22 protein-coding genes are annotated in these 22,317 nt (G+C 57.8%); 18 read left to right on the forward strand and 4 right to left on the reverse strand.

Features of this window, described 5'->3' with window-relative positions; all coding sequences use genetic code 11:
- On the forward strand, nucleotides 1–945 hold the full coding sequence (locus ACX0MV_RS00945) for a phosphatidate cytidylyltransferase (RefSeq protein ID WP_458980617.1): 945 nt from the start codon (nucleotides 1–3) through the stop codon (nucleotides 943–945).
- A 69-nt stretch (nucleotides 946–1,014) separates the two neighbouring features.
- On the opposite strand, the gene gyrB is transcribed toward ACX0MV_RS00945, so the two are convergent.
- Genes gyrB through dnaA form a run of 4 tightly spaced genes read right to left on the reverse strand, consistent with a single transcriptional unit; the run spans nucleotide 1,015 to nucleotide 7,146 of the window.
- A complete protein-coding gene (gene gyrB, locus ACX0MV_RS00950) occupies nucleotides 1,015–3,432 on the reverse strand; it encodes a DNA topoisomerase (ATP-hydrolyzing) subunit B (protein WP_458980618.1) in 2,418 nt (805 codons plus the stop codon).
- Nucleotides 3,433–3,436: 4 nt separating this feature from the next.
- On the reverse strand, nucleotides 3,437–4,540 hold the full coding sequence (recF, locus tag ACX0MV_RS00955) for a DNA replication/repair protein RecF (RefSeq protein WP_458980619.1): 1,104 nt from the start codon (nucleotides 4,538–4,540) through the stop codon (nucleotides 3,437–3,439).
- A gap of 3 nt (nucleotides 4,541–4,543) precedes the next feature.
- Nucleotides 4,544–5,647: a DNA polymerase III subunit beta gene (gene dnaN, locus ACX0MV_RS00960; protein ID WP_458980620.1), complete on the reverse strand. Its 1,104-nt coding sequence runs from the start codon at nucleotides 5,645–5,647 to the stop codon at nucleotides 4,544–4,546.
- Between the two features lie 32 nt (nucleotides 5,648–5,679).
- Entirely contained in the window at nucleotides 5,680–7,146 is a 1,467-nt protein-coding gene (gene dnaA / locus ACX0MV_RS00965) for a chromosomal replication initiator protein DnaA (RefSeq protein WP_458980621.1), read from the reverse strand.
- Between the two features lie 522 nt (nucleotides 7,147–7,668).
- Between dnaA and rpmH the strand changes: the two genes are divergently transcribed.
- From rpmH to atpA, 17 genes are all read left to right on the forward strand, one after another.
- The gene (rpmH, locus tag ACX0MV_RS00970) at nucleotides 7,669–7,803 is read left to right on the forward strand and encodes a 50S ribosomal protein L34 (protein ID WP_002551315.1); all 135 of its coding nucleotides are present in this window, start codon (nucleotides 7,669–7,671) and stop codon (nucleotides 7,801–7,803) included.
- Nucleotides 7,804–7,817: 14 nt separating this feature from the next.
- Nucleotides 7,818–8,219 (forward strand): ribonuclease P protein component, encoded by a 402-nt coding sequence (gene rnpA / locus ACX0MV_RS00975; RefSeq protein WP_458980622.1) that lies wholly within the window; start codon nucleotides 7,818–7,820, stop codon nucleotides 8,217–8,219.
- Entirely contained in the window at nucleotides 8,212–8,457 is a 246-nt protein-coding gene (gene yidD, locus ACX0MV_RS00980; RefSeq protein WP_458980623.1) for a membrane protein insertion efficiency factor YidD, read from the forward strand. Before rnpA ends, yidD begins: the two co-directional genes overlap by 8 nt.
- 2 nt (nucleotides 8,458–8,459) lie before the next feature.
- Nucleotides 8,460–10,208: a membrane protein insertase YidC gene (gene yidC, locus ACX0MV_RS00985; RefSeq protein ID WP_458980624.1), complete on the forward strand. Its 1,749-nt coding sequence runs from the start codon at nucleotides 8,460–8,462 to the stop codon at nucleotides 10,206–10,208.
- Nucleotides 10,209–10,280: 72 nt separating this feature from the next.
- Nucleotides 10,281–11,648, forward strand: a complete 1,368-nt coding sequence (mnmE, locus tag ACX0MV_RS00990) for a tRNA uridine-5-carboxymethylaminomethyl(34) synthesis GTPase MnmE (RefSeq protein ID WP_458980625.1) — start codon at nucleotides 10,281–10,283, stop codon at nucleotides 11,646–11,648.
- Between the two features lie 17 nt (nucleotides 11,649–11,665).
- Complete coding sequence (locus ACX0MV_RS00995) at nucleotides 11,666–11,848, forward strand: lysozyme inhibitor LprI family protein (protein WP_458980626.1); 183 nt, start codon at nucleotides 11,666–11,668, stop codon at nucleotides 11,846–11,848.
- A gap of 56 nt (nucleotides 11,849–11,904) precedes the next feature.
- A complete protein-coding gene (locus ACX0MV_RS01000) occupies nucleotides 11,905–13,053 on the forward strand; it encodes a lysozyme inhibitor LprI family protein (protein WP_458980627.1) in 1,149 nt (382 codons plus the stop codon).
- 574 nt (nucleotides 13,054–13,627) lie between these two features.
- Nucleotides 13,628–15,520, forward strand: a complete 1,893-nt coding sequence (gene mnmG, locus ACX0MV_RS01005; protein ID WP_458980628.1) for a tRNA uridine-5-carboxymethylaminomethyl(34) synthesis enzyme MnmG — start codon at nucleotides 13,628–13,630, stop codon at nucleotides 15,518–15,520.
- Nucleotides 15,520–16,164, forward strand: coding sequence for a 16S rRNA (guanine(527)-N(7))-methyltransferase RsmG (rsmG, locus tag ACX0MV_RS01010; protein WP_458980629.1), 645 nt, complete (start codon nucleotides 15,520–15,522; stop codon nucleotides 16,162–16,164). Before mnmG ends, rsmG begins: the two co-directional genes overlap by 1 nt.
- Nucleotides 16,165–16,177: 13 nt before the next feature.
- A complete protein-coding gene (locus tag ACX0MV_RS01015) occupies nucleotides 16,178–16,966 on the forward strand; it encodes a ParA family protein (protein ID WP_458980630.1) in 789 nt (262 codons plus the stop codon).
- Nucleotides 16,967–16,976: 10 nt separating this feature from the next.
- Nucleotides 16,977–17,849, forward strand: coding sequence for a ParB/RepB/Spo0J family partition protein (locus tag ACX0MV_RS01020; RefSeq protein ID WP_458980631.1), 873 nt, complete (start codon nucleotides 16,977–16,979; stop codon nucleotides 17,847–17,849).
- A gap of 159 nt (nucleotides 17,850–18,008) precedes the next feature.
- Nucleotides 18,009–18,416 carry a F0F1 ATP synthase subunit I gene (locus tag ACX0MV_RS01025; protein WP_458980632.1) on the forward strand — a complete coding sequence of 136 codons (408 nt, stop codon included), beginning with the start codon at nucleotides 18,009–18,011 and terminating at the stop codon, nucleotides 18,414–18,416.
- Between the two features lie 14 nt (nucleotides 18,417–18,430).
- Nucleotides 18,431–19,300: a F0F1 ATP synthase subunit A gene (atpB, locus tag ACX0MV_RS01030; RefSeq protein WP_458980633.1), complete on the forward strand. Its 870-nt coding sequence runs from the start codon at nucleotides 18,431–18,433 to the stop codon at nucleotides 19,298–19,300.
- A 112-nt stretch (nucleotides 19,301–19,412) separates the two neighbouring features.
- Nucleotides 19,413–19,670 carry a F0F1 ATP synthase subunit C gene (gene atpE / locus ACX0MV_RS01035; protein ID WP_003097235.1) on the forward strand — a complete coding sequence of 86 codons (258 nt, stop codon included), beginning with the start codon at nucleotides 19,413–19,415 and terminating at the stop codon, nucleotides 19,668–19,670.
- Nucleotides 19,671–19,727: 57 nt separating this feature from the next.
- Entirely contained in the window at nucleotides 19,728–20,198 is a 471-nt protein-coding gene (locus ACX0MV_RS01040; RefSeq protein WP_458980634.1) for a F0F1 ATP synthase subunit B, read from the forward strand.
- 15 nt (nucleotides 20,199–20,213) lie between these two features.
- Nucleotides 20,214–20,750 carry a F0F1 ATP synthase subunit delta gene (locus ACX0MV_RS01045; protein ID WP_458980635.1) on the forward strand — a complete coding sequence of 179 codons (537 nt, stop codon included), beginning with the start codon at nucleotides 20,214–20,216 and terminating at the stop codon, nucleotides 20,748–20,750.
- Between the two features lie 21 nt (nucleotides 20,751–20,771).
- Nucleotides 20,772–22,316, forward strand: coding sequence for a F0F1 ATP synthase subunit alpha (gene atpA, locus ACX0MV_RS01050; protein ID WP_458980636.1), 1,545 nt, complete (start codon nucleotides 20,772–20,774; stop codon nucleotides 22,314–22,316).
- Nucleotide 22,317 lies beyond the last annotated feature (1 nt).

The raw sequence follows: 22,317 nt of genomic DNA on the forward strand, positions 1-22,317 counted from the left end.
ATGGATAACAACACCTTATTGCTGTTTGCCGGTATCGGCGCGCTGCTGTTGCTCGCCTCGGCCATCGGCTATTTCCTCAAGCGCCGCAGTGGCGAAACCGCCAACCCGGTTATCGACAACCTGAACGCTCGCATCAACGCCTGGTGGGTGATGGTGCTGGTGATCGGTGCGGCCTTTCTGTTCGGCAATACCGGCGTCATCCTGCTGTTTTACTTCGTCTCGTTTTACGCCCTGCGCGAATTTATGACGCTGACACCCACACGACGCAGCGACTATCCGGCGCTGGTCGCCGCCTTCTATTTCGCCCTGCCGATGCAGTACTTGCTGATCGCCTTCGACTGGTACGGCCTGTTCGCCATCTTTATCCCCGTGTACCTGTTTCTCCTGCTGCCGATACTGGCGTCCCTGGGCGGCGACACCACACGCTTTCTCGAGCGCACGTCAAAGGTGCAGTGGGGCCTGATGATCGCGGTGTACTGCATCTCGGCGGTACCCGCGTTGTTGACCCTGGATATTCCCGGTTACGAGGGCCGCAATCTGCTGCTGATCGCCTGGCTGATTATCGTTGTGCAGCTGTCCGACGTACTGCAGTACGTCTGCGGCAAGCTGTTCGGCAAACACAAGATCGCCCCACGCCTGTCGCCGTCGAAGACCGTAGAAGGTTTTGTCGGTGGCGTGGCCTTGGCCTGCTTGGTGGGCGCCTCGCTGTGCTGGATCACACCGTTCAGCTTCTGGCAGGCCGCGCTGATGGCCCTGACGGTAAACCTGCTGGGTTTCGCCGGCGGCCTGGTGATGTCGGCGATCAAGCGCGACCGCGGCGTGAAAGACTGGGGGCACATGATCGAAGGCCACGGCGGCATGCTCGACCGGCTGGACTCGGTATGCTTCGCCGCACCGATCTTCTTCCACTTCGTGCGTTACTGGTGGGTGCCGCCCGTGGTTTAAGCCAATCCCTTAATAAAAAAGCCCCGGTAAACCGGGGCTTTTTTGTAGCTCTTTGAAATGTAAGGAAAATCAGAAGTCCAAGTTGGATACCGCCAATGCGTTGGCTTCGATGAAGTCGCGGCGTGGCTCCACTGCGTCGCCCATCAGAGTGTTGAAGATCTGGTCTGCGCCAATGGCATCTTCGATCGTCACCTTAAGCATGCGCCGTACTTCCGGATCCATGGTGGTTTCCCACAGCTGGTCAGGGTTCATTTCGCCAAGACCCTTGTAGCGCTGGATGCTGTGACGCTTGGTGCTCTCGGTCATCAGCCAGTTCAGCGCATCCTTGAACGTGGTAACGGGCTTCTTGCGCTCGCCACGCTGCACATAGGCGCCTTCCTCCAACAGACTGTTCAACTGGTCACCCAGGGTGGTAACCGTCTTGTAGTCGTTGCTGGCGAAGAAGTCGCGGTTGAAGATGATGTAGCTGGAAACCCCATGGGAAACCAGCTCGACCTGCGGCAACCAGAGATGACGTTCTGGGTCTTCGTGCAGACTGGTCTTGTACACCAGGCCAGACTTCTCCATTCCCTTGAGACGCCCATCAAGCAGGCCCAACCACTGCTGCATGGCGTCTTTATTCGCCAGCTGCTCTGCTTCGACACGCGGGATATAGACAAAATGCTCGGTCAGCTCGATCGGGTACAAACGCGACAACCGGTTCAGGGTCTTCATCACCAGGCGGTAGTCGTTGACCAAACGTTCCAGCGACTCACCGGACAACCCAGGTGCGCTTTCATTGACGTGCAGGCTGGCATCCTCCAGAGCCGACTGAGTCATGTACTCCTCCATGGCCTCATCGTCCTTGATGTACTGCTCCTGCTTGCCTTTCTTGACCTTGTACAGCGGCGGTTGAGCGATGTAGATGTAGCCGCGCTCGACCAGCTCCGGCAACTGGCGGAAGAAGAACGTCAGCAGCAGGGTGCGAATGTGCGAACCGTCGACGTCGGCGTCGGTCATGATGATGATGTTGTGGTAGCGCAGCTTGTCGATGTTGTACTCATCTCGGCCAATACCACAGCCCAGGGCGGTGATCAGGGTGCCGACCTCCTGGGAGGAAATCATTTTGTCGAAGCGGGCTTTCTCGACGTTGAGAATCTTGCCCTTGAGCGGCAGGATCGCCTGGGTCTTGCGGTTACGGCCCTGCTTGGCAGAACCGCCCGCGGAGTCCCCTTCCACTATGTAGAGTTCAGAAAGGGCAGGGTCTTTTTCCTGGCAGTCGGCCAGTTTGCCCGGTAACCCGGCGATATCCAGAGCGCCTTTACGGCGCGTCATTTCGCGGGCTTTACGCGCGGCTTCACGAGCACGCGCGGCGTCGATCATCTTGCCGACCACGGCCTTGGCTTCGCCTGGATTTTCCAGCAGGAAGTCGGAGAAGTGCTTGCCCATTTCCTGCTCGACCGCGGTCTTCACTTCGGAAGAAACCAGCTTGTCCTTGGTCTGCGAACTGAACTTCGGATCGGGCACTTTTACCGAGATGATCGCGGTCAGTCCTTCGCGGGCATCGTCACCGGTGGTGGCGATCTTGTGCTTCTTGGCCAGACCTTCCTGCTCGATGTAGGCGTTCAGGTTGCGCGTCAGGGCCGAGCGAAAGCCGGCAAGGTGGGTACCACCGTCGCGCTGAGGAATGTTGTTGGTGAAACACAGCAGGTTTTCGTTGAAGCTGTCGTTCCACTGCAGCGCGACTTCCACGCCGATACCGTCTTCACGTTGCACAGTGAAGTGAAACACCTGGTTAACTGCAGTCTTGTTGACGTTGAGGTATTCAACAAACGCGCGCAGCCCGCCCTCGTATTTGAACAACTCCTCTTTACCGCTGCGCTCGTCTTTGAGGACGATACCGACACCAGAGTTGAGGAATGACAACTCGCGCAATCGCTTGGCCAGAATGTCCCAGCTGAAGTGGATGTTGGCGAAGGTTTCCGCAGAGGGTTTGAAGTGGATCTGGGTGCCCGTGGTGTCGGAGTCGCCGACGATGCGCATTGGCTCCTGAGGTACGCCATGCACATAGGTCTGTTCCCAGATGTGACCACTGCGGCGGACCGTCAGCAACAGATGCTCGGAGAGGGCGTTAACTACCGATACACCTACGCCGTGCAGACCACCGGAAACCTTGTAGGAGTTATCGTCGAACTTACCGCCAGCATGCAGCACCGTCATGATGACTTCAGCAGCCGATACGCCTTCTTCCTTGTGGATGTCCACCGGGATACCACGACCGTTGTCGCGTACGCTGATCGACTCATCCGGGTGAATCGTGATGGTGATGTCGCTGCAATGACCGGCCAGAGCCTCGTCAATCGAGTTATCGACCACCTCGAATACCATGTGGTGCAGGCCACTGCCGTCATCGGTATCGCCGATGTACATGCCAGGCCGCTTGCGTACGGCATCCAGGCCTTTGAGGACCTTGATGTTGTTGGAGTCGTACGTTTGGTTGTCGCTCATGCATTCACTCCCGGTGGTCGTGGGTCTGGGTGATACAGCCATGTTCCACGTGGAACATGGCGACTGGCGTATCCGTGCGCCAGCCTTCCCTCAACAATTCATGGTCTACGCAGGTGATAAATACCTGGCACTGCAAATCTTCTAACAGTCGGCATAACGCTTTGCGGTGGGTTTCATCCAGTTCTGACGGCAAGTCATCCACCAGATAAATACACTGCCCGCGCTTAGCCTGATTCACCAAATGGCCCTGGGCAATTCGCAGGGCACATACCACCAGCTTCTGCTGGCCTCTGGATAAGATCTCAGCGGCATTGTGCGCGGCAAAACGCAATCGCAGATCTGCCCGCTGAGGACCGGACTGGGTATGGCCCATCTGCTGATCACGCGGCAACGAGGTGGCCAGCACATCCTGCAAATTTCGATCTTTATCCCAGCCGCGGTAGTAACTCAACGTCAGGCCTTCAAGCTCTAGCAACTCCGCCAGCGTTCGTTCGAATACTGGCTTTAGGGCCTGAATATAAGCGCGTCGGTAACTGTCTATCTCATCGCTTGCAAGGCACAGCTCACGGTCCCATGCCGCCTGCGAAGCGGCGTCAAGTGTACCATGCCGCAGCCACGAGTTTCGCTGACGCAGGGCCTTCTGCAGGCGCTGCCAGGCCGGCAGAAACCGAGGTTCCACGTGGAACACTCCCCAATCCAGAAACTGCCTGCGGATCTTTGGCGCACCTTCCAGTAGCCGGAAGCTGTCCGGGTTAATCAGCTGCAGCGGTAGGGTTTCGGCAAGCTGCGCAGCACTGCGAGCATTCTCGCCGTCGATGCGAATCTGAAATTCGCCTTGGCGATCTCGGGTTATGCCCAAGCTGCTGTGTCTCCCGTCAGCTAATTGGACCTGACCAAAAACCGTGCAAGCCAGTTGATCATGCTGAATGACCGGAACCAGACGGATGCTGCGAAACGAACGAGCCAACCCTAGTAAATGAATAGCTTCCAGCAGGCTGGTCTTGCCGCTGCCATTGTCGCCAGAAAGGATATTGATACGCGGAGAGGGGGAGAGGGTCACCGGGTGCAGGTTGCGCACCGCGGTGACTGTAACGCGGGTAAGGGACATTAGTTACAGACGCATCGGCATCACTACATAGGCGGAGTCGTCGTTGCCGGCCTCTTGTACCAGGGCACTGCTATTGGCATCCGATAGAATCAGACGAACCTGCTCGGTGGTCATCACACCCAGAACATCCAGCAGATAGCTCACGTTGAAGCCAATCTCCAACGAACTGCCGCTGTACTCGACAGCAATTTCTTCTTCAGCCTCTTCCTGCTCCGGGTTGTTCGCCTGAATCTTCAACAGCCCGGATTCAAGCTGCAGACGGATGCCGCGGTACTTCTCGTTGGAAAGAATCGCAGTGCGACTGAAGGCTTCACGCAGGCCCTGCCGATCAGCCATGACCAACTTGTCACCGCCGCGTGGCAACACACGTTCGTAGTCAGGGAACTTGCCGTCGACCAGCTTCGAGGTAAAGGTGAATTCGCCGGTGGTGGCGCGGATGTGATGCTGGCCAAGCACGATGCTGACACTGCCATCCTGTTCGGTGAGCAGGCGAGCCAGTTCAAGAATACCTTTACGGGGAACGATTACCTGGTGACGCTCAGTCTGTTCGACGGCTGCATCCATCGAGCACATCGCCAGGCGATGACCATCGGTAGCGACTGCACGCAGCAGGCCCGTCTGCACTTCAAGCAACATGCCGTTGAGGTAATAACGAACGTCCTGCTGTGCCATCGCGAAGCTGGTACGTTCGATCAGGCGACGCAGCTTGCTCTGCACCAGGCTGAAGGTAAGCGAACCCGGACCTTCTTCGACAGTCGGGAAATCATTGGCGGGCAGGGTGGAGAGGGTGAAGCGGCTGCGACCGGCTTTGACCACCAGCTTCTGCTCGTCGATACGAATATCGATCAGGGCATCGCCTGGCAGGCTCTTGCAAATATCCATCAGCTTGCGCGCCGGCACGGTGATCTCGCCTGGCTCAGCGGGCTCCTCCAGCATCACCCGACCAACCAGTTCGACTTCAAGATCGGTACCGGTTAGCGACAGCTGCTGGCCTTCAACAACCAACAATACGTTGGACAGCACCGGCAAGGTCTGGCGGCGTTCCACGACGCCGGCAACCAGTTGCAGGGGTTTCAACAGGGCTTCGCGTTGAATAGTGAAATGCATGGTCTAGTCCCTTGCCTAGTGGAATTGCGTAGTTAAGTGGTCAGCGTACGCAGAAGATTCTTGTAGTCCTCGCGAATGTCCGCGTCAGATTCCTTGAGTTCAGCGATCTTACGGCATGCATGCAATACCGTGGTGTGATCGCGGCCGCCGAAGGCATCACCAATCTCCGGAAGGCTGTGATTGGTCAGCTCTTTCGATAAGGCCATGGCTACTTGCCGTGGCCGCGCCACCGAACGCGAGCGACGCTTGGAAAGCAGATCGGAAATCTTGATCTTGTAGTACTCGGCGACGGTGCGCTGGATGTTGTCGATACTGACCAATTTATCCTGCAGCGCCAATAAGTCCTTCAGCGACTCGCGGATGAGTTCGATGGTGATGTCGCGGCCCATAAAATGCGAATGGGCAATCACCCTTTTCAGCGCACCTTCGAGCTCGCGGACGTTCGAGCGAATACGCTGAGCGATGAAGAAGGCAGCGTCATGTGGCAGATCGACTTTGGCCTGGTCTGCCTTCTTCATCAGGATCGCCACCCGCGTCTCCAGCTCCGGTGGCTCGACCGCGACCGTCAAACCCCAGCCGAAACGCGATTTCAGGCGCTCTTCAAGGCCTTCGATTTCTTTGGGATAGCGATCGCTGGTGAGGATCACTTGCTGACCGCCCTCAAGCAGGGCGTTGAAGGTGTGAAAGAATTCTTCCTGAGAGCGTTCTTTCTTGGCAAAGAACTGGATGTCATCAATCAACAGCGCATCCACCGAGCGATAGAACCGCTTGAACTCATTGATCGCATTCAACTGCAACGCCTTGACCATGTCAGCAACGAAGCGCTCCGAGTGCAGATAAACCACCTTGGCGTTTGGGTTCTTCTGCAACAGGTGATTGCCGACGGCATGCATCAGGTGCGTCTTACCCAAACCCACGCCACCATAAAGGAACAGAGGGTTATAACCATGCTTGGGGTTGTCGGCCACCTGCCAGGCAGCGGCACGGGCCAACTGGTTGGACTTACCTTCTACGAAATTATCGAAGGTAAAGGTGCGGTTTAGATAGCTGGTGTGCTTCAAGCCGCCTTCTACCTGAACCGAGCGCTCGGTACGGGCAGGAGCCTGCTGGCTAGCAGCGCCGGCCATGGGATCGAAGCTGGAGCGAGAGGGTTCGCTCTGGACCGTAGCCGTCTGCGGCTGGGGCATTGACGTTTCTGCCGCAATGCTTGGCAATGTCGCCGCAACGCTGGGAGCCGCACGTGGGGCAGCGCTGCGTTTGCTTCCTATTAATAAGCAGAGCGCCGGCACCAGGCCATTGGCGCGGTCGCTTAACAACTCCAGCAGGCGACTGAGGTACTTTTCATTCACCCAATCGAGCACAAACCGATTGGGTGCGTAGACACGAAGCTCGTCACCTTCGGCTTCAACCTGTAGAGGGCGAATCCAGGTATTGAATTGCTGGGTAGGCAGTTCGTCGCGCAAAAGCTCCACGCACTGCTGCCAAAGTTCCACGGACACAAATATCCCCTAAACAGGAAGTCGACGAGGCAAAAAATCAGCCGGTATTGTAGTCCTCCCCGACAGAGTTATCCACATGAAAACAGACCGCTTAGGCTGGAAAATCAAGTCTTTAGCCTGAATGTGCGCTCTCATAAACAGCTGTCATAAGCACTGTGGATAACCTACCCCAGGGGGTATGGATAAGCCGGTTGATAAACGCTGCTTAAGCTGACCTGTGAATAAGTGGACGTTCCATCCCCAGCTTATTCGCAACCAAGTCACACGCGCCGCACTTCTTTATAACAACCTTACGCACGCTTGAACCACTGATGACCAGTGGATCACAGTGGTTTATGCACAGGCCGTTATGGCGCTAAGAGTTACTAAAACCATAAAGTTCTTTAATACTTCTTTCTTTATATTCTTTATTCAGCAAACCCGTTGGTTGGAAATTGACCTCGCCCTCGGCTTTCTCTACAATCGCCGGTCTCTTAAAACGGGGGCCATTCCGGCCCGTAGTCGACCACCAGGTACCGCACCATGAAACGTACTTTCCAACCCAGCACTATCAAACGCGCTCGCACCCACGGTTTCCGTGCTCGTATGGCCACCAAGAACGGCCGTGCTGTCCTGTCGCGTCGCCGCGCCAAGGGCCGTAAGCGTCTCGCCGTTTAAAATTCGGCCTTGTGGTGAGTCGAGACTTCAGTCGGGAAAAGCGTCTGCTAACTCCCCGGCAATTCAAGGCAGTCTTCGACTCCCCCAGCGGCAAAGCTCCGGGCAAAAACGTCCTGCTGCTTGCGCGTGACAACGAGCTTGATCATCCCCGCTTGGGCTTGGTGATCGGTAAGAAGAGCGTAAAGCTTTCCGTTGAACGCAACCGCCTGAAACGCCAGATCCGCGAATCCTTCCGCCTCAACCAGGACAACCTGGTGGGGTGGGATATCGTGGTGGTCGCGCGTAAGGGCCTGGGCGATCTGGAAAATTCCGAACTGGCTCAACTGTTCGGCAAGCTCTGGAAACGTCTGGCTCGCAGCAAGCCGAGCCCGCAGCCGAACTCCCAGACTGGGATAAGCGACAGTCCCAATGCGTAAACTGGCCTTAGCCCCAATCCAGTTTTACCGTTACGCGATCAGCCCGCTGATGGCCAGCCATTGTCGTTTCTACCCCAGTTGTTCTTGCTACGCGCTTGAAGCCATCGAGCATCATGGCGTCATGCGTGGTGGTTGGCTGACTCTACGTCGGCTTGGCCGCTGTCATCCGTGGAATCCCGGTGGCTACGACCCGGTTCCCCCCGCGAAAACCTCCTGTTCCTCTTCGATGGCCGAATAATCATGGATATCCAACGCTCGATCCTGATCGTCGCCCTGGCAATCGTGTCCTATATGATGGTTCTTCAGTGGAACCAGGACTACGGCCAAGCTCCCCTGCCGGCTCAAACCGCTGCGGTCAGCAGCACTGTTCCGGGTTTGCCTGACACCACTGGTGCAGCCAACAACTCCAGCAGTGACGACATTCCGACTGCTTCGACCACCGTTGAAGCGAATGCGGTGCCGACCCCAGCAGCGGCAGTCAGCGATGAGCTGATCCGGGTCAAGACCGATGTGCTCGAATTGGCCATCGACCCGCGTGGTGGCGATGTGGTGCAACTCCACTTGCCGCAATATCCACGTCGCCAGGATCGCCCGGACGTTCCCTTCCAGCTGTTCGATAACGGCGGGGAGCGCACCTACCTGGCGCAGAGCGGTTTGATCGGCACGAACGCGCCCGATAAATCGAGCGGTCGTGCGCTGTGGAGCAGCGAGAAGCAGAGTTACCAACTGGCTGAAGGCCAGGACAGCCTGCAGGTCGATCTGACGTTGAGCGAAAACGGCGTCAATTACATCAAGCGCTTCAGCTTTACCCGCGGCTTGAATCCTGAATGTTCGGCTAAACAGCAGCAGCTGAAAAAGCCGGGGTGTGTCGACCCTGCCTCGTATCAGGTGGTCGTTTCCTACTTGATCGACAACCAGAGCCAGGCGGCCTGGAGCGGCAATATGTTCGCGCAGCTTAAGCGCGATGGCAGCGACGATCCGTCCTCCACCACGGCTACCGGCACTGCGACCTACCTCGGTGGCGCGCTCTGGACTGCCGAAGAGCCGTACAAGAAAGTGTCGATGAAAGACATCGACAAGCAGCCGTTCAAAGAAACCGTGGAAGGCGGTTGGGTTGCCTGGCTGCAGCATTACTTCGTTACCGCCTGGATTCCTGAAAAGGACACCGCCAACCAGATGCAGACCCGCAAGGACAGCCAGGGTAACTACATCGTCGGTTACACCGGCCCCGCGCTTCAGGTGCCTGCCGGCGAACAAGGCCAGACGAGCGCCACCCTTTATGCAGGCCCGAAGCTGCAAGGCCACCTCAAGACGCTCTCCCCTGGCCTCGAGCTGACTGTCGACTACGGCATTCTCTGGTTCCTCGCCCAACCGATTTTCTGGTTGCTGGAACATATCCACAGCCTGTTAGGTAACTGGGGTTGGTCGATCATCGTCTTGACCGTCATCATCAAACTGATCTTCTTTCCGCTGTCAGCCGCCAGTTACAAATCCATGGCACGGATGCGCGCGGTGGCACCGAAGCTGGCGCAGCTGAAGGAACAGTTCGGCGATGATCGCCAGAAGATGTCCCAGGCGATGATGGAGCTGTACAAGAAGGAAAAGATCAACCCGCTGGGTGGTTGCTTGCCGATTCTGGTGCAGATGCCGGTATTCCTCGCGCTCTACTGGGTGCTGCTGGAGTCGGTTGAAATGCGCCAGGCGCCGTGGTTGCTGTGGATTACCGACCTGTCGATCAAGGATCCGTTCTTCATCCTGCCGATCATCATGGGCGCCACCATGTTCATTCAGCAGCAGCTGAACCCGACACCGCCGGACCCGATGCAGGCCAAGGTGCTGAAAATGATGCCGATCATCTTCACCTTCTTCTTCCTCTGGTTCCCGGCCGGTCTGGTGCTGTACTGGGTGGTCAACAACGTCTTGTCGATCGCGCAGCAGTGGTACATTACCCGCAAGATCGAAGCAGCAACCAAGGCAGCTGAAGCCTAAGCTGCATCGCTTCCAGCCACACAAAACGCCCCTCTCATGGGGCGTTTTGCTATGCCTTATTCGGAGAGGTCCATGCCAACGACTCGTGAAACCATTGCCGCCGTCGCCACCGCTCCGGGTCGTGGTGGCGTCGGCATCGTGCGTGTTTCCGGTCCGCTGGCGGAAAAGCTCGCGCACGCCATCTGCCAGCGCGAACTCAAACCGCGCTACGCGCATTACGGTCCCTTCTTCGCCGACGCCGAGCAGGTGCTGGACGAAGGTCTGGCCCTGTACTTCCCTGGCCCCAATTCGTTTACCGGTGAAGATGTACTGGAGCTGCAAGGCCACGGCGGGCCTGTAGTGCTGGATCTGCTGCTGCGCCGTTGCCTGCAATTAGGCGCGCGCCTCGCTCATCCAGGGGAGTTCAGCGAGCGCGCTTTTCTCAACGACAAACTCGACCTGGCCCAAGCCGAGGCAATTGCCGACTTGATTGAAGCCAGCTCCGAGCAGGCGGCACGCAACGCCGTGCGCTCCCTGCAAGGTGAGTTTTCTCGGCGAGTCCACAGCCTGACCGAGAGTCTGATCAACCTGCGCATCTACGTTGAAGCGGCCATCGATTTTCCCGAAGAGGAAATCGACTTCCTCGCCGATGGCCACGTATTGAACCTGCTTGATGCCGTTCGTACGAATCTGGCCGAGGTGCTACGCGAGGCTGGTCAGGGGGCACTGCTGCGCGATGGCATGACGGTGGTGATCGCCGGCCGCCCCAACGCTGGCAAGTCCAGTCTACTGAATGCCCTTGCCGGACGCGAAGCCGCTATCGTCACCGAAATCGCCGGTACTACCCGCGACGTGCTGCGCGAACACATCCTGATCGATGGTATGCCGCTGCATGTGGTAGATACCGCCGGTTTGCGCGATACCGAAGACCAGGTCGAACGCATCGGCGTCGAACGTGCCCTGAAAGCAATCAACGAGGCAGACCGCATTCTGCTGGTGGTGGATGCAACGGCGGCTGAGGCCGACGACCCCTTCTCGCTTTGGCCGGAGTTTCTTGACCAGCGTCCCGACCCGGCCAGGGTTACCTTGATCCGTAACAAGGCCGATCTTTCCGGCGAAGCCACGCTGCTCGAAGTCAGCGACGATGGCCATGTCACCATCAGTCTCTCGGCCAAATCCACGGACGGTCTGGATCTGCTGCGCGAACATCTGAAAGCCTGCATGGGTTACGAGCAGACTTCCGAAAGCAGCTTCAGCGCCCGCAGACGCCACCTGGAAGCCTTACGGCAGGCTTCTACCCACCTGGACCATGGTCACGCTCAACTGACCCTGGCTGGAGCCGGCGAGCTACTGGCCGAAGACCTGCGTCAGGCGCAGCAAGCGCTTGGCGAGATCACCGGGGCATTCAGTTCCGATGACCTGCTGGGGCGGATATTTTCCAGCTTTTGTATTGGTAAGTAGCCACGGAGTGGCCTCTCATGAAATTCCAGTTGTTATTGTCCGGTAGCGCGCTACTGCTTCTGCACGGCACGCTGTTCGCCGCGGGCATGGATTGTAAGCGCGCCTCCACAACGAGCGAGCAAGCTATCTGCGCCAACCCTGACCTATACCGGCTCGACCAGCGCCTGGGAGAGCTCTATAGCAGTCTGGCGAAAGGTTAGCGCTTCCAGCATTACAACAGGCACAAAGAGCCTGGCTGAAACAGCGCGACCAATGCTTGGCTGCAGAGAAATGCCTGACACAAGAGTACGGCCAGCGCTTGGCCGCTTTGCAGGTGCAGTTGCGTGACCACCTTGCCTACCAGCCGGATGAGATTGATCGGCTGGCTCTGGAAGATCTGCGCCTGGCCGTCGAACAGGCAAGCCAGAGCAACACCGAGTTTCCTCTCGAGTCGGTATTGGAAAATCTGCTGATCAAGTCCGGGAGAATGCGCTTTCGCAACGTTGTCGACGATCAGCAACCCTCGCTCGAACCAGCTCGCTTCCCCAGGCAGCGTCCGGATGGTGTCAGCGCGGATGAATGGCAGGCCCTGCTTGCATCAGAGGTCGAAACTATCGGTGAGGACGGCAACAGCAGCTATACCCTGATCGACCTGAATAACGATGGTCTGCGCGACTTAATAGTCGACACCTACTACGGTGGCACCGGGTTGTTCTCTTATATCAATACGCTGCAACGCAATGGCGAGCGTTTCGTCAGTAGCCAGTCAGTTGGTCACAACCGTTCTGAGGATGACCCGCCCGGTTATCTCTATTCACTGAATGGACGTGGCGCCAATCAGGCAGATTACTGGGTAGAACTGCGCGGACGGCGCTATGCCGCTTACCGTGTGGGCTACTACGGTGTGGACCACCTCTATCTGTTGCCCCCACTGGCTCCGATTGGCCAGGTGCCCACCCTGACCCTGAATTATCGCTACCAATTGTCCATCCCCAGGATTCAGACAGATGATGCTGCAGCCACTCAAACCGAATTGAGCGAGGCGCATCGCGCGGCGCTGAATCAGGCTCTGAGCCTTGTTGATGCCGAACAGGCAAAGTATCCGGGCGACCTGAACGGCCCGCTCTGTCCGATCCCTGCGGGCACACAGGAAGATCGGCGTGACGACTATTACGGCTTTGGGCCTGGGCACTACACCTACGAAGTCGTCACCGATATGGCCGTCATCCTTGATGGTCACTGCCATGTAGCCAGGTTGGCGAACTGGTTTGGTAGCTATTCTGCCAAACAGGGATTGCACGCGCAGCTGTGGTTAAAGCGGCCTGGTTCGGATAACGAAGGTCAGGTTTACCAGGTGCACGGTCGGCGCCAGATCAAAAGCGCTGCTACCTCGGTAGGCCAAGTCGAGGGTGACAACGGCTTCTAACCCCCCGTTATCCCTGATGGACTACGGCGCATCGAACCTCGCGCCGCATTCACTGTTCCCTCCCTGCGCCTAACCCATCCTACGTCCTGAAACTCCTACTTATGTCGTCCAGGCAGGCATTCGCCTGGGAAATATGGGTGGCCAGGCACTTAATTATCCACCTAAGCCCTGTGGAAAACCCGACCTAAGCCCTGCCCATAACCCGGTGATAAAATGGAGGATAACCGCCCCTGTGGATAACCATCACTTTCATCCACAGCTTGCGTACGGCAACTGAACAGGCAGGCTTCAGGATCAACACACTCTTTTGAAACGCTACAGCCCTTACTATTATTGAGCTGTAGCCATCTATCCACAGAAAAGCGCTGCATAAGTAATAAACATAAAAACAAAGCCTCATATAAATTCATTCTTTTTATTCTTTATTTACCACCTGCCTTTTTCAGCTCCGGGCCGGTTGGCTATTTTTTGTGCAAAAGGCTTCTTTCACCCTGGCTAAATCCCTATACTTGCCGCCTTTCCAGCTTTTCAAAGCCAAAAGCCCTCCAAATTCTCAACAGGCACGAGGTGCGTGGTGGATTTCCCTTCCCGTTTTCAGGTGATCGTTATCGGCGGCGGCCATGCCGGCACCGAAGCCGCTTTGGCGGCTGCACGTATGGGCGTCAAAACCCTGCTGCTGACCCATAACGTGGAAACGCTCGGGCAGATGAGCTGCAATCCGGCCATCGGCGGGATCGGCAAGAGCCATCTGGTCAAGGAAATCGATGCCCTGGGCGGCGCCATGGCTGAAGCCACTGACCGTGGCGGCATCCAGTTCCGCGTGCTAAACAGCCGCAAAGGCCCTGCCGTACGCGCCACTCGCGCTCAGGCCGACCGGGTGCTGTACAAAGCAGCGATTCGCGAAACCCTGGAAAACCAGGCCAACCTGTGGATATTTCAACAAGCAGCCGATGATCTGATCGTCGAAAACGACGAAGTCAAAGGCGTTGTCACCCAGATGGGCCTGCGTTTCGTAGCGGATTCCGTGGTGTTGACCACGGGCACCTTCCTCGGTGGACTTATCCACATTGGTCTGCAGAACTATTCCGGCGGCCGTGCCGGCGATCCACCCTCGATTGCCCTGGCCCAGCGTCTACGCGAATTGCCATTGCGCGTCGGCCGTTTGAAAACCGGCACCCCGCCGCGTATCGATGGCCGCTCGGTGGATTTCTCGGTAATGACTGAGCAGCCAGGCGATACGCCGACGCCGCTCATGTCCTTCCTCGGTCGTGCCGAGCAGCAACCGCGGCAGATCAGTTGCTGGATCACCCACACCAATGCCCGTACCCACGAAATCATCGCCGCCAACCTCGACCGTTCGCCAATGTATTCCGGCGTTATCGAAGGTGTCGGACCGCGTTATTGCCCGTCGATCGAAGACAAGATTCACCGCTTCGCCGACAAGGACAGCCATCAGGTGTTTATCGAGCCCGAAGGGCTGAACACCCACGAGCTGTACCCCAATGGCATTTCCACCTCGCTGCCCTTCGATGTGCAGTTGCAACTGGTGCGCAGCATCCGCGGTATGGAAAACGCCCATATCGTGCGGCCCGGCTATGCCATCGAATACGACTACTTCGATCCACGCGATCTGAAATACAGCCTGGAAACCAAGGTGGTCGCCGGCCTGTTCTTTGCCGGGCAGATCAACGGCACCACCGGCTACGAAGAAGCCGGCGCCCAAGGTTTGCTCGCCGGCTGCAACGCCGCGCTGCGCGCTCAGGGCAAGAACAGTTGGTGCCCTCGCCGCGACGAGGCGTATATCGGCGTGCTGGTCGACGATCTGATCACCCTCGGCACCCAAGAGCCCTACCGCATGTTCACTTCGCGGGCCGAGTACCGCTTGATCCTGCGTGAAGACAACGCCGACCTGCGCCTGACTGAGAAAGGCCGCGAGCTGGGTCTGGTCGATGATGTGCGCTGGGCGGCGTTCGAAACCAAGCGCGAAGCCATCGCCCTGGAAGAACAGCGTCTGAAAAGCACCTGGGTGCGTCCCGGCACTACCCAAGGCGAGGCGATTGCCGAGCGTTTCGGCACACCGCTGACCCACGAATACAACCTGCTCAACCTGCTCTCGCGGCCTGAAATCGACTACGCCGGCCTAGTCGCCATCACCGGTGGCGGCGCCGAAGACCTGCAAGTCGCCGAGCAGGTCGAGATCAAGACCAAGTACGCCGGCTACATCGACCGTCAGCAGGACGAGATCGCCCGTCTGCGTGCCAGCGAGAACACCAAGCTGCCGATGGATATCGATTACGCGGCGATTTCCGGTCTGTCCAAGGAGATCCAGCACAAGCTCGGCAACAGCCGTCCGGAAACCCTGGGCCAGGCCTCGCGGATCCCCGGCGTGACCCCGGCAGCGATTTCTTTGCTGCTGATCCACCTGAAAAAACGCACTGCCGGCCAGCAGTTGGAGCACAGCGCCTGATGTCCGTTACCGCTCGGCATGCCGAAGAGTTGGCGCAAGGCGCCCTGGAGCTGGGCGTCGAGGTGTCGTCGCAACAGCAGGAGCAGTTACTCGCCTACCTCGCGTTGCTGATCAAGTGGAACAAGGCTTACAACCTCACGGCGGTGCGTGACCCGGACGAAATGGTCTCCCGTCACCTGCTCGATAGCCTGAGCGTGGTGCCGCATGTTCACGACGCCGGGGATAACTGGCTGGACGTTGGCAGCGGCGGCGGCATGCCGGGAATTCCCCTGGCCATTCTCTTTCCCGAGCGGCAATTCACCCTGCTTGATTCCAACGGCAAAAAAACCCGCTTCCTGACCCAGGTGAAGCTTGAGCTGAAACTGGCCAACCTGCAGGTTATCCACAATCGGGTCGAAGCGTTCATTCCCGAGCAGCCGTTCAGCGGCATCGTGTCCCGCGCCTTCAGTTCTCTGGAAGATTTCAGCAACTGGACGCGCCCCTTGGGTAGCGAACAGACGCAGTGGCTGGCGATGAAAGGCGTTCATCCTGATGACGAATTGCAGGCCCTGCCCGCGGACTTCCGTCTCACTGCCACCCATGTGCTCAAGGTTCCCGGTTGCCAAGGTCAGCGCCATCTGCTGATACTGCGCCGCTCGGTTTAGGGGGAACGGCAGCATGGCCAAGGTATTCGCAATCGCTAACCAGAAAGGCGGCGTGGGTAAGACCACCACCTGCATCAATCTGGCCGCCTCCCTGGTCGCGACCAAGCGGCGCGTGCTGTTGATCGACCTCGACCCGCAAGGCAATGCCACCATGGGCAGCGGCGTCGACAAGCACGGCCTCGAGCACTCTATCTACGACGTGCTGATTGGTGAGTGCAACCTGGTCGAAGCCATGCAGTTCTCCGAGCACGGCGGCTACCAGCTGCTGCCCGCCAACCGCGACCTGACCGCCGCGGAAGTCGCCCTGCTGGAAATGAAGATGAAGGAGAGTCGCCTGCGTTATGCATTGGCGCCAATCCGCGAGAATTACGACTACATCCTTATCGACTGTCCGCCAGCACTGTCCATGCTAACGGTCAACGCTCTGGTGGCCGCCGATGGCGTGATCATTCCGATGCAGTGCGAGTATTACGCCTTGGAGGGTTTGAGCGACCTGGTCAACAGCATCCAGCGGATCGCCCAGATGCTCAATCCGAGCCTGAAAATCGAAGGGTTGCTGCGCACCATGTACGACCCGCGCATCAGCCTGACCAACGACGTATCGGCGCAGCTCAAGCAGCACTTCCCCGATACGCTGTATCAGACTGTGATTCCGCGCAATGTGCGCTTGGCCGAAGCGCCTAGTTTTGGCATGCCGGCACTGGTCTATGACAAGCAATCACGTGGTGCCATTGCCTACCTGGCCTTGGCTGGCGAACTGGTGCGTCGTCAACGCGCCAGCGCCCACACCGTAACCGCATAAGGAATTTCGCATGGCCGCCAAGAAACGAGGGCTAGGACGAGGCTTGGATGCTCTGCTGGGAGGCATCACGGTCACCGCCTTGCAGCAGGAAGCTGCCGAGGCCGATAGCCGCGAACTGCAATACGTGCCGCTCGACCTGATTCAGCGGGGCAAATACCAACCGCGGCGGGACATGGATCCCACCGCTCTGGAAGAACTGGCGCAATCGATCAAGAACCATGGCGTGATGCAGCCCATCGTGGTGCGCCCGATCGCCGAAGGCCGTTTCGAAATCGTTGCGGGTGAGCGTCGTTGGCGTGCCAGTCAGCAGGCTGGTCTGGACAAGATTCCAGCGATGGTCCGCGAGTTGCCGGACGAAGCGGCCATCGCCATGGCGCTGATCGAAAATATCCAGCGCGAAGACCTCAATCCCATCGAAGAAGCGATGGCGTTGCAACGCTTGCAGCAGGAATTTCAGCTGACTCAGCAGCAGGTCGCCGACGCCGTGGGCAAGTCGCGGGTGACTATCAGCAATCTGCTGCGCCTGATTGCCCTGCCCGAGGAGATCAAAACGCTGCTGTCCCATGGCGACCTGGAGATGGGTCATGCCCGCGCTTTGCTCGGCTTGCAGCCCGAGCAGCAGGTTGAAGGGGCGCGACATGTTGTCGCACGCGGCCTGACTGTCCGGCAGACCGAAGCACTGGTTCGGCAGTGGCTGAATGGCAAACCCAAGGTCGAAGCCCCAGCCAAGGCCGATCCGGATATCAGTCGCCTGGAGCAGCGCCTCGCAGAGCGCCTGGGCTCGCCGGTGCAAATCAAGCATGGACAAAAAGGCAAGGGACAGCTGGTGATCCGCTACAACTCGCTTGATGAATTACAGGGCGTCCTGGCCCACATTCGCTGAAACAATTGCACATGTAGCGCGCAGTCGGAAATAACTACCTGGCAGTTGAATGGGGTGGGAACCGCCCCTATACTCTGCGCGCATTTCGTCGGCACAAAGTATGCCAAGTTATTGATTCAACAGGCGCCGACGCCAGTAGTTTGATACCAGGAAATGAAGATGGATGTTCGCACGCCAAACCGCCTGCCCTTCCATCGCTTACCGGTTTTCCCGGTGCTGGCAGTTCAGTTGGTCGTTGTTCTGCTGTTAGCCGGTGTTTTATGGCAATGGCGTGGTGACGTTGCTGGTTACTCTGGACTTTGCGGTGGCCTGATCGCCTGGCTACCGAATGTGTATTTTGCTCACAAAGCGTTCCGTTTCAGTGGAGCGCGAGCGGCTCAAGCCATAGTCCGGTCGTTCTATGCCGGTGAAGCGGGCAAACTGATTTTGACGGCAGTGCTGTTTGCGCTGACGTTCGCAGGTGTGAAGCCTTTGGATGCGTTGGCGGTATTCGGCGTGTTTTTCCTGACCCAACTGGTCAACTGGTTTTCTCCCCTGCTTATGAAAATAAGATTTTTAAGACCTTAGCGCTCGAGGGATATATGGCAGCTGCAGAAACCGCTTCGGGTTATATCCAGCATCACCTGACCAACCTGACTTACGGTCAGCACCCGGTCAACGGCTGGAGTTTTGCCCACAACGCCCAGGAAGCTCAGGAAATGGGTTTTTGGGCATTCCACGTCGACACCCTGGCTGTATCGGTGGTGCTTGGTCTGATCTTCATCCTGTTGTTCCGCGCTGCCGCCGCCAAGGCCACATCCGGGCAGCCGGGCAAGCTGCAGAACTTCGTTGAAGTCCTGGTCGAGTTCGTCGACGGCAGCGTGAAAGATACATTCCACGGTCGCAACGCGCTGATCGCCCCGCTGGGCCTGACGATTTTCGTCTGGGTGTTCCTGATGAACTTCATGGACTTGATCCCGGTTGACTGGCTGCCGATGCTGGCCGCGAAAATCTCCGGCGACCCGCACCTGTACTTCCGTGTCGTACCGACCACCGATCCAAATGCCACCCTGGGCCTAGCCCTGTCGGTGTTCGCTCTGATCCTCTACTACAGCATCAAGGTCAAAGGCATCGGCGGTTTCCTCGGCGAGCTGACCCTGCACCCGTTCGGCAGCAAGAACATCCTGGTTCAGGCACTGCTGATTCCGGTCAACTTCCTGCTCGAGTTCGTCACCCTGATCGCCAAGCCAATCTCCCTGGCGCTGCGTCTGTTCGGCAACCTGTATGCTGGCGAGCTGATCTTCATCCTCATCGCGATCATGTTCGGCGGCGGTTTGCTGCTCGGCGCGCTGGGTGTTGCCTTGCAGTGGGCGTGGGCGGTGTTCCACATCCTGATCATCGTGCTGCAAGCGTTCATCTTCATGATGTTGACCATCGTTTATCTGTCGATGGCCCACGAAGACACCCACTAAGGGCGCGTAGCGCTCGAGGTGGACGCCCGCAAGGGCAATCGAAGCAACGATTTTGCTTTACCGCTTTACCTTAGAAACCTTAACCAATACGACGTAAAAGTCGGGAGGAAAGATGGAAACTGTAGTTGGTCTGACCGCGATCGCTGTAGCACTGCTGATTGGCCTGGGTGCCCTGGGTACCGCCATTGGTTTCGGCCTGCTGGGCGGCAAGTTCCTGGAAGGCGCTGCGCGTCAACCGGAAATGGTTCCAATGCTGCAAGTTAAAATGTTCATCGTCGCCGGTCTGCTCGACGCCGTGACCATGATCGGTGTTGGTATCGCACTGTTCTTCACCTTCGCGAACCCCTTCGTTGGTCAAATTGCAGGCTAATCACTCGACTTATCGAGTGTATTGGTTTGACGGACAACGAACGAGCGAGGTGTTGGCGTGAACATTAATGCAACCCTGATTGGCCAATCCGTTGCCTTCTTCATCTTTGTGCTGTTCTGCATGAAGTACGTATGGCCTCCGGTCATTACGGCTTTGCAGGAACGTCAGAAGAAGATCGCAGATGGTTTGGACGCTGCCAGCCGTGCGGCTCGTGACCTGGAGTTGGCCCACGAGAAAGTGGGTCAGCAACTGCGCGACGCCAAAGGCCAAGCAGCTGAAATCATCGAGCAAGCCAAGAAGCGCGCGACCCAGATCGTCGACGAAGCCCGTGATCAGGCCCGTGTCGAAGCTGACCGTGTGAAGGCTCAGGCTCAGGCCGAGATCGCACAGGAACTGAATGGCATCAAAGACGCCCTGCGCGCCCAATTGGGTAGCCTGGCGGTCAGCGGTGCCGAGAAGATTCTGGGCGCTTCAATCGACCAAAACGCGCATGCGGAGCTGGTTTCCAAACTGGCAGCCGAAATTTAAGCGAGGGGCGCGATCATGGCAGAACTGACCACGCTGGCCCGACCTTACGCTAAGGCTGCCTTCGAGTACGCCCAGGCCCACCAGCAACTGGCCTCTTGGTCAGCCATGCTCGGCCTGGCCGCTGCGGTGTCGCAGGACGACACCATCCAGCGCGTGCTCAAGGCTCCGCGTTTGACGAGTACAGATAAGGCCACCACCTTTGTCGAGGTGTGTGGTGACAAGTTCGACGCCCAGGTACGCAATTTCATCCACATCATCGCGGAAAACGATCGCCTGGCCCTGTTGCCAGAGATCGTCGAGCTGTTCGAGCTGTACAAAGCCGAGCAGGAAAAATCCGTCGATGTGGATGTCACCAGTGCCTTCGCATTGAGCGATGAACAGCAAGACAAACTCGCCAAGGTTCTCAGTGCACGGCTCGGCCGAGAAGTGCGTCTGCACGCCGCGGAGGATGCCAGCCTTATAGGTGGTGTTCTGATCCGCGCCGGCGACCTGGTTATCGATGGCTCAGTTCGCGGCAAAATCGCGAAGCTGGCCGAAGCATTGAAATCTTGAGTTTGAAGGGGCAGCAGAGCTATGCAGCAACTCAATCCTTCCGAAATAAGTGAAATCATCAAGGGTCGCATCGACAAGCTCGATGTAGCCTCCCAAGCCCGTAACGAAGGCACGGTCGTCAGCGTTTCCGACGGTATTGTGCGTATTCACGGTCTCGCCGATGTGATGTACGGCGAAATGATCGAGTTCCCGGGCGCGGTCTACGGCATGGCGATGAACCTGGAGCGCGACTCCGTCGGCGCCGTGGTTCTCGGTGCCTATCAGTCTCTGGCTGAAGGCATGAGCGCCAAGTGCACCGGCCGCATTCTCGAAGTTCCGGTTGGCCCGGAACTGCTGGGTCGCGTAGTCGATGCACTGGGTAATCCGGTTGATGGCAAAGGCCCGCTGAACAACGTCGCCACCGACGCTGTTGAGAAGGTTGCGCCGGGCGTTATCTGGCGTAAGTCGGTAGACCAGCCTGTACAGACTGGCTACAAGGCCGTCGACGCCATGATCCCGGTTGGTCGTGGTCAGCGCGAGCTGATCATCGGTGACCGTCAGATCGGTAAAACCGCTCTGGCCATCGACGCCATCATCAACCAGAAGAACAGCGGCATTAAGTGCGTTTACGTAGCTATCGGTCAGAAGCAGTCGACCATCGCCAACGTGGTGCGCAAGCTGGAAGAAAACGGTGCCCTGGCTAACACCATCATTGTTGCCGCCAGTGCTTCTGAATCCGCTGCGCTGCAGTTCATTGCACCGTATGCCGGTTGCACCATGGGCGAATACTTCCGCGACCGCGGCGAAGACGCACTGATCGTTTATGACGATCTGTCCAAGCAAGCAGTGGCTTACCGCCAGATCTCCCTGCTGCTGCGCCGTCCGCCAGGCCGTGAAGCCTACCCAGGCGACGTGTTCTATCTCCACAGCCGTCTGCTGGAGCGCGCATCCCGCGTATCCGAAGAGTATGTCGAGAAGTTCACCAACGGCGCGGTGACTGGCAAAACCGGTTCCTTGACCGCTCTGCCGATCATCGAAACCCAGGCCGGTGACGTTTCCGCGTTCGTTCCGACCAACGTGATTTCGATTACTGACGGTCAGATCTTCCTGGAATCGGCCATGTTCAACTCCGGTATCCGTCCGGCAGTGAACGCCGGTGTGTCGGTATCCCGCGTAGGTGGCGCCGCTCAGACCAAGATCATCAAGAAGCTTTCCGGTGGTATCCGTACCGCTCTGGCTCAGTACCGTGAACTGGCGGCTTTCGCCCAGTTCGCTTCTGACCTGGACGAGGCGACCCGCAAGCAGCTTGAACACGGTCAGCGCGTTACCGAGCTGATGAAGCAGAAGCAATACGCGCCGATGTCCATCGCCGACATGTCGCTGTCCCTGTACTCGGCCGAACGTGGCTTCCTGCAGGACATCGCAATCGACAAAATCGGCAGCTTCGAACAAGCTCTGATTGCTTACTTCAACCGCGATCACGCCGATTTGATGGCGAAGATCAACGTGAAGGGTGACTTCAATGACGAAATCGACGCGGCCCTGAAAGCCGGTATCGAGAAGTTCAAGGCCACCCAAACCTGGTAAG

The sequence above is a fragment of the Pseudomonas cistanchae genome, assembly GCF_054483635.1.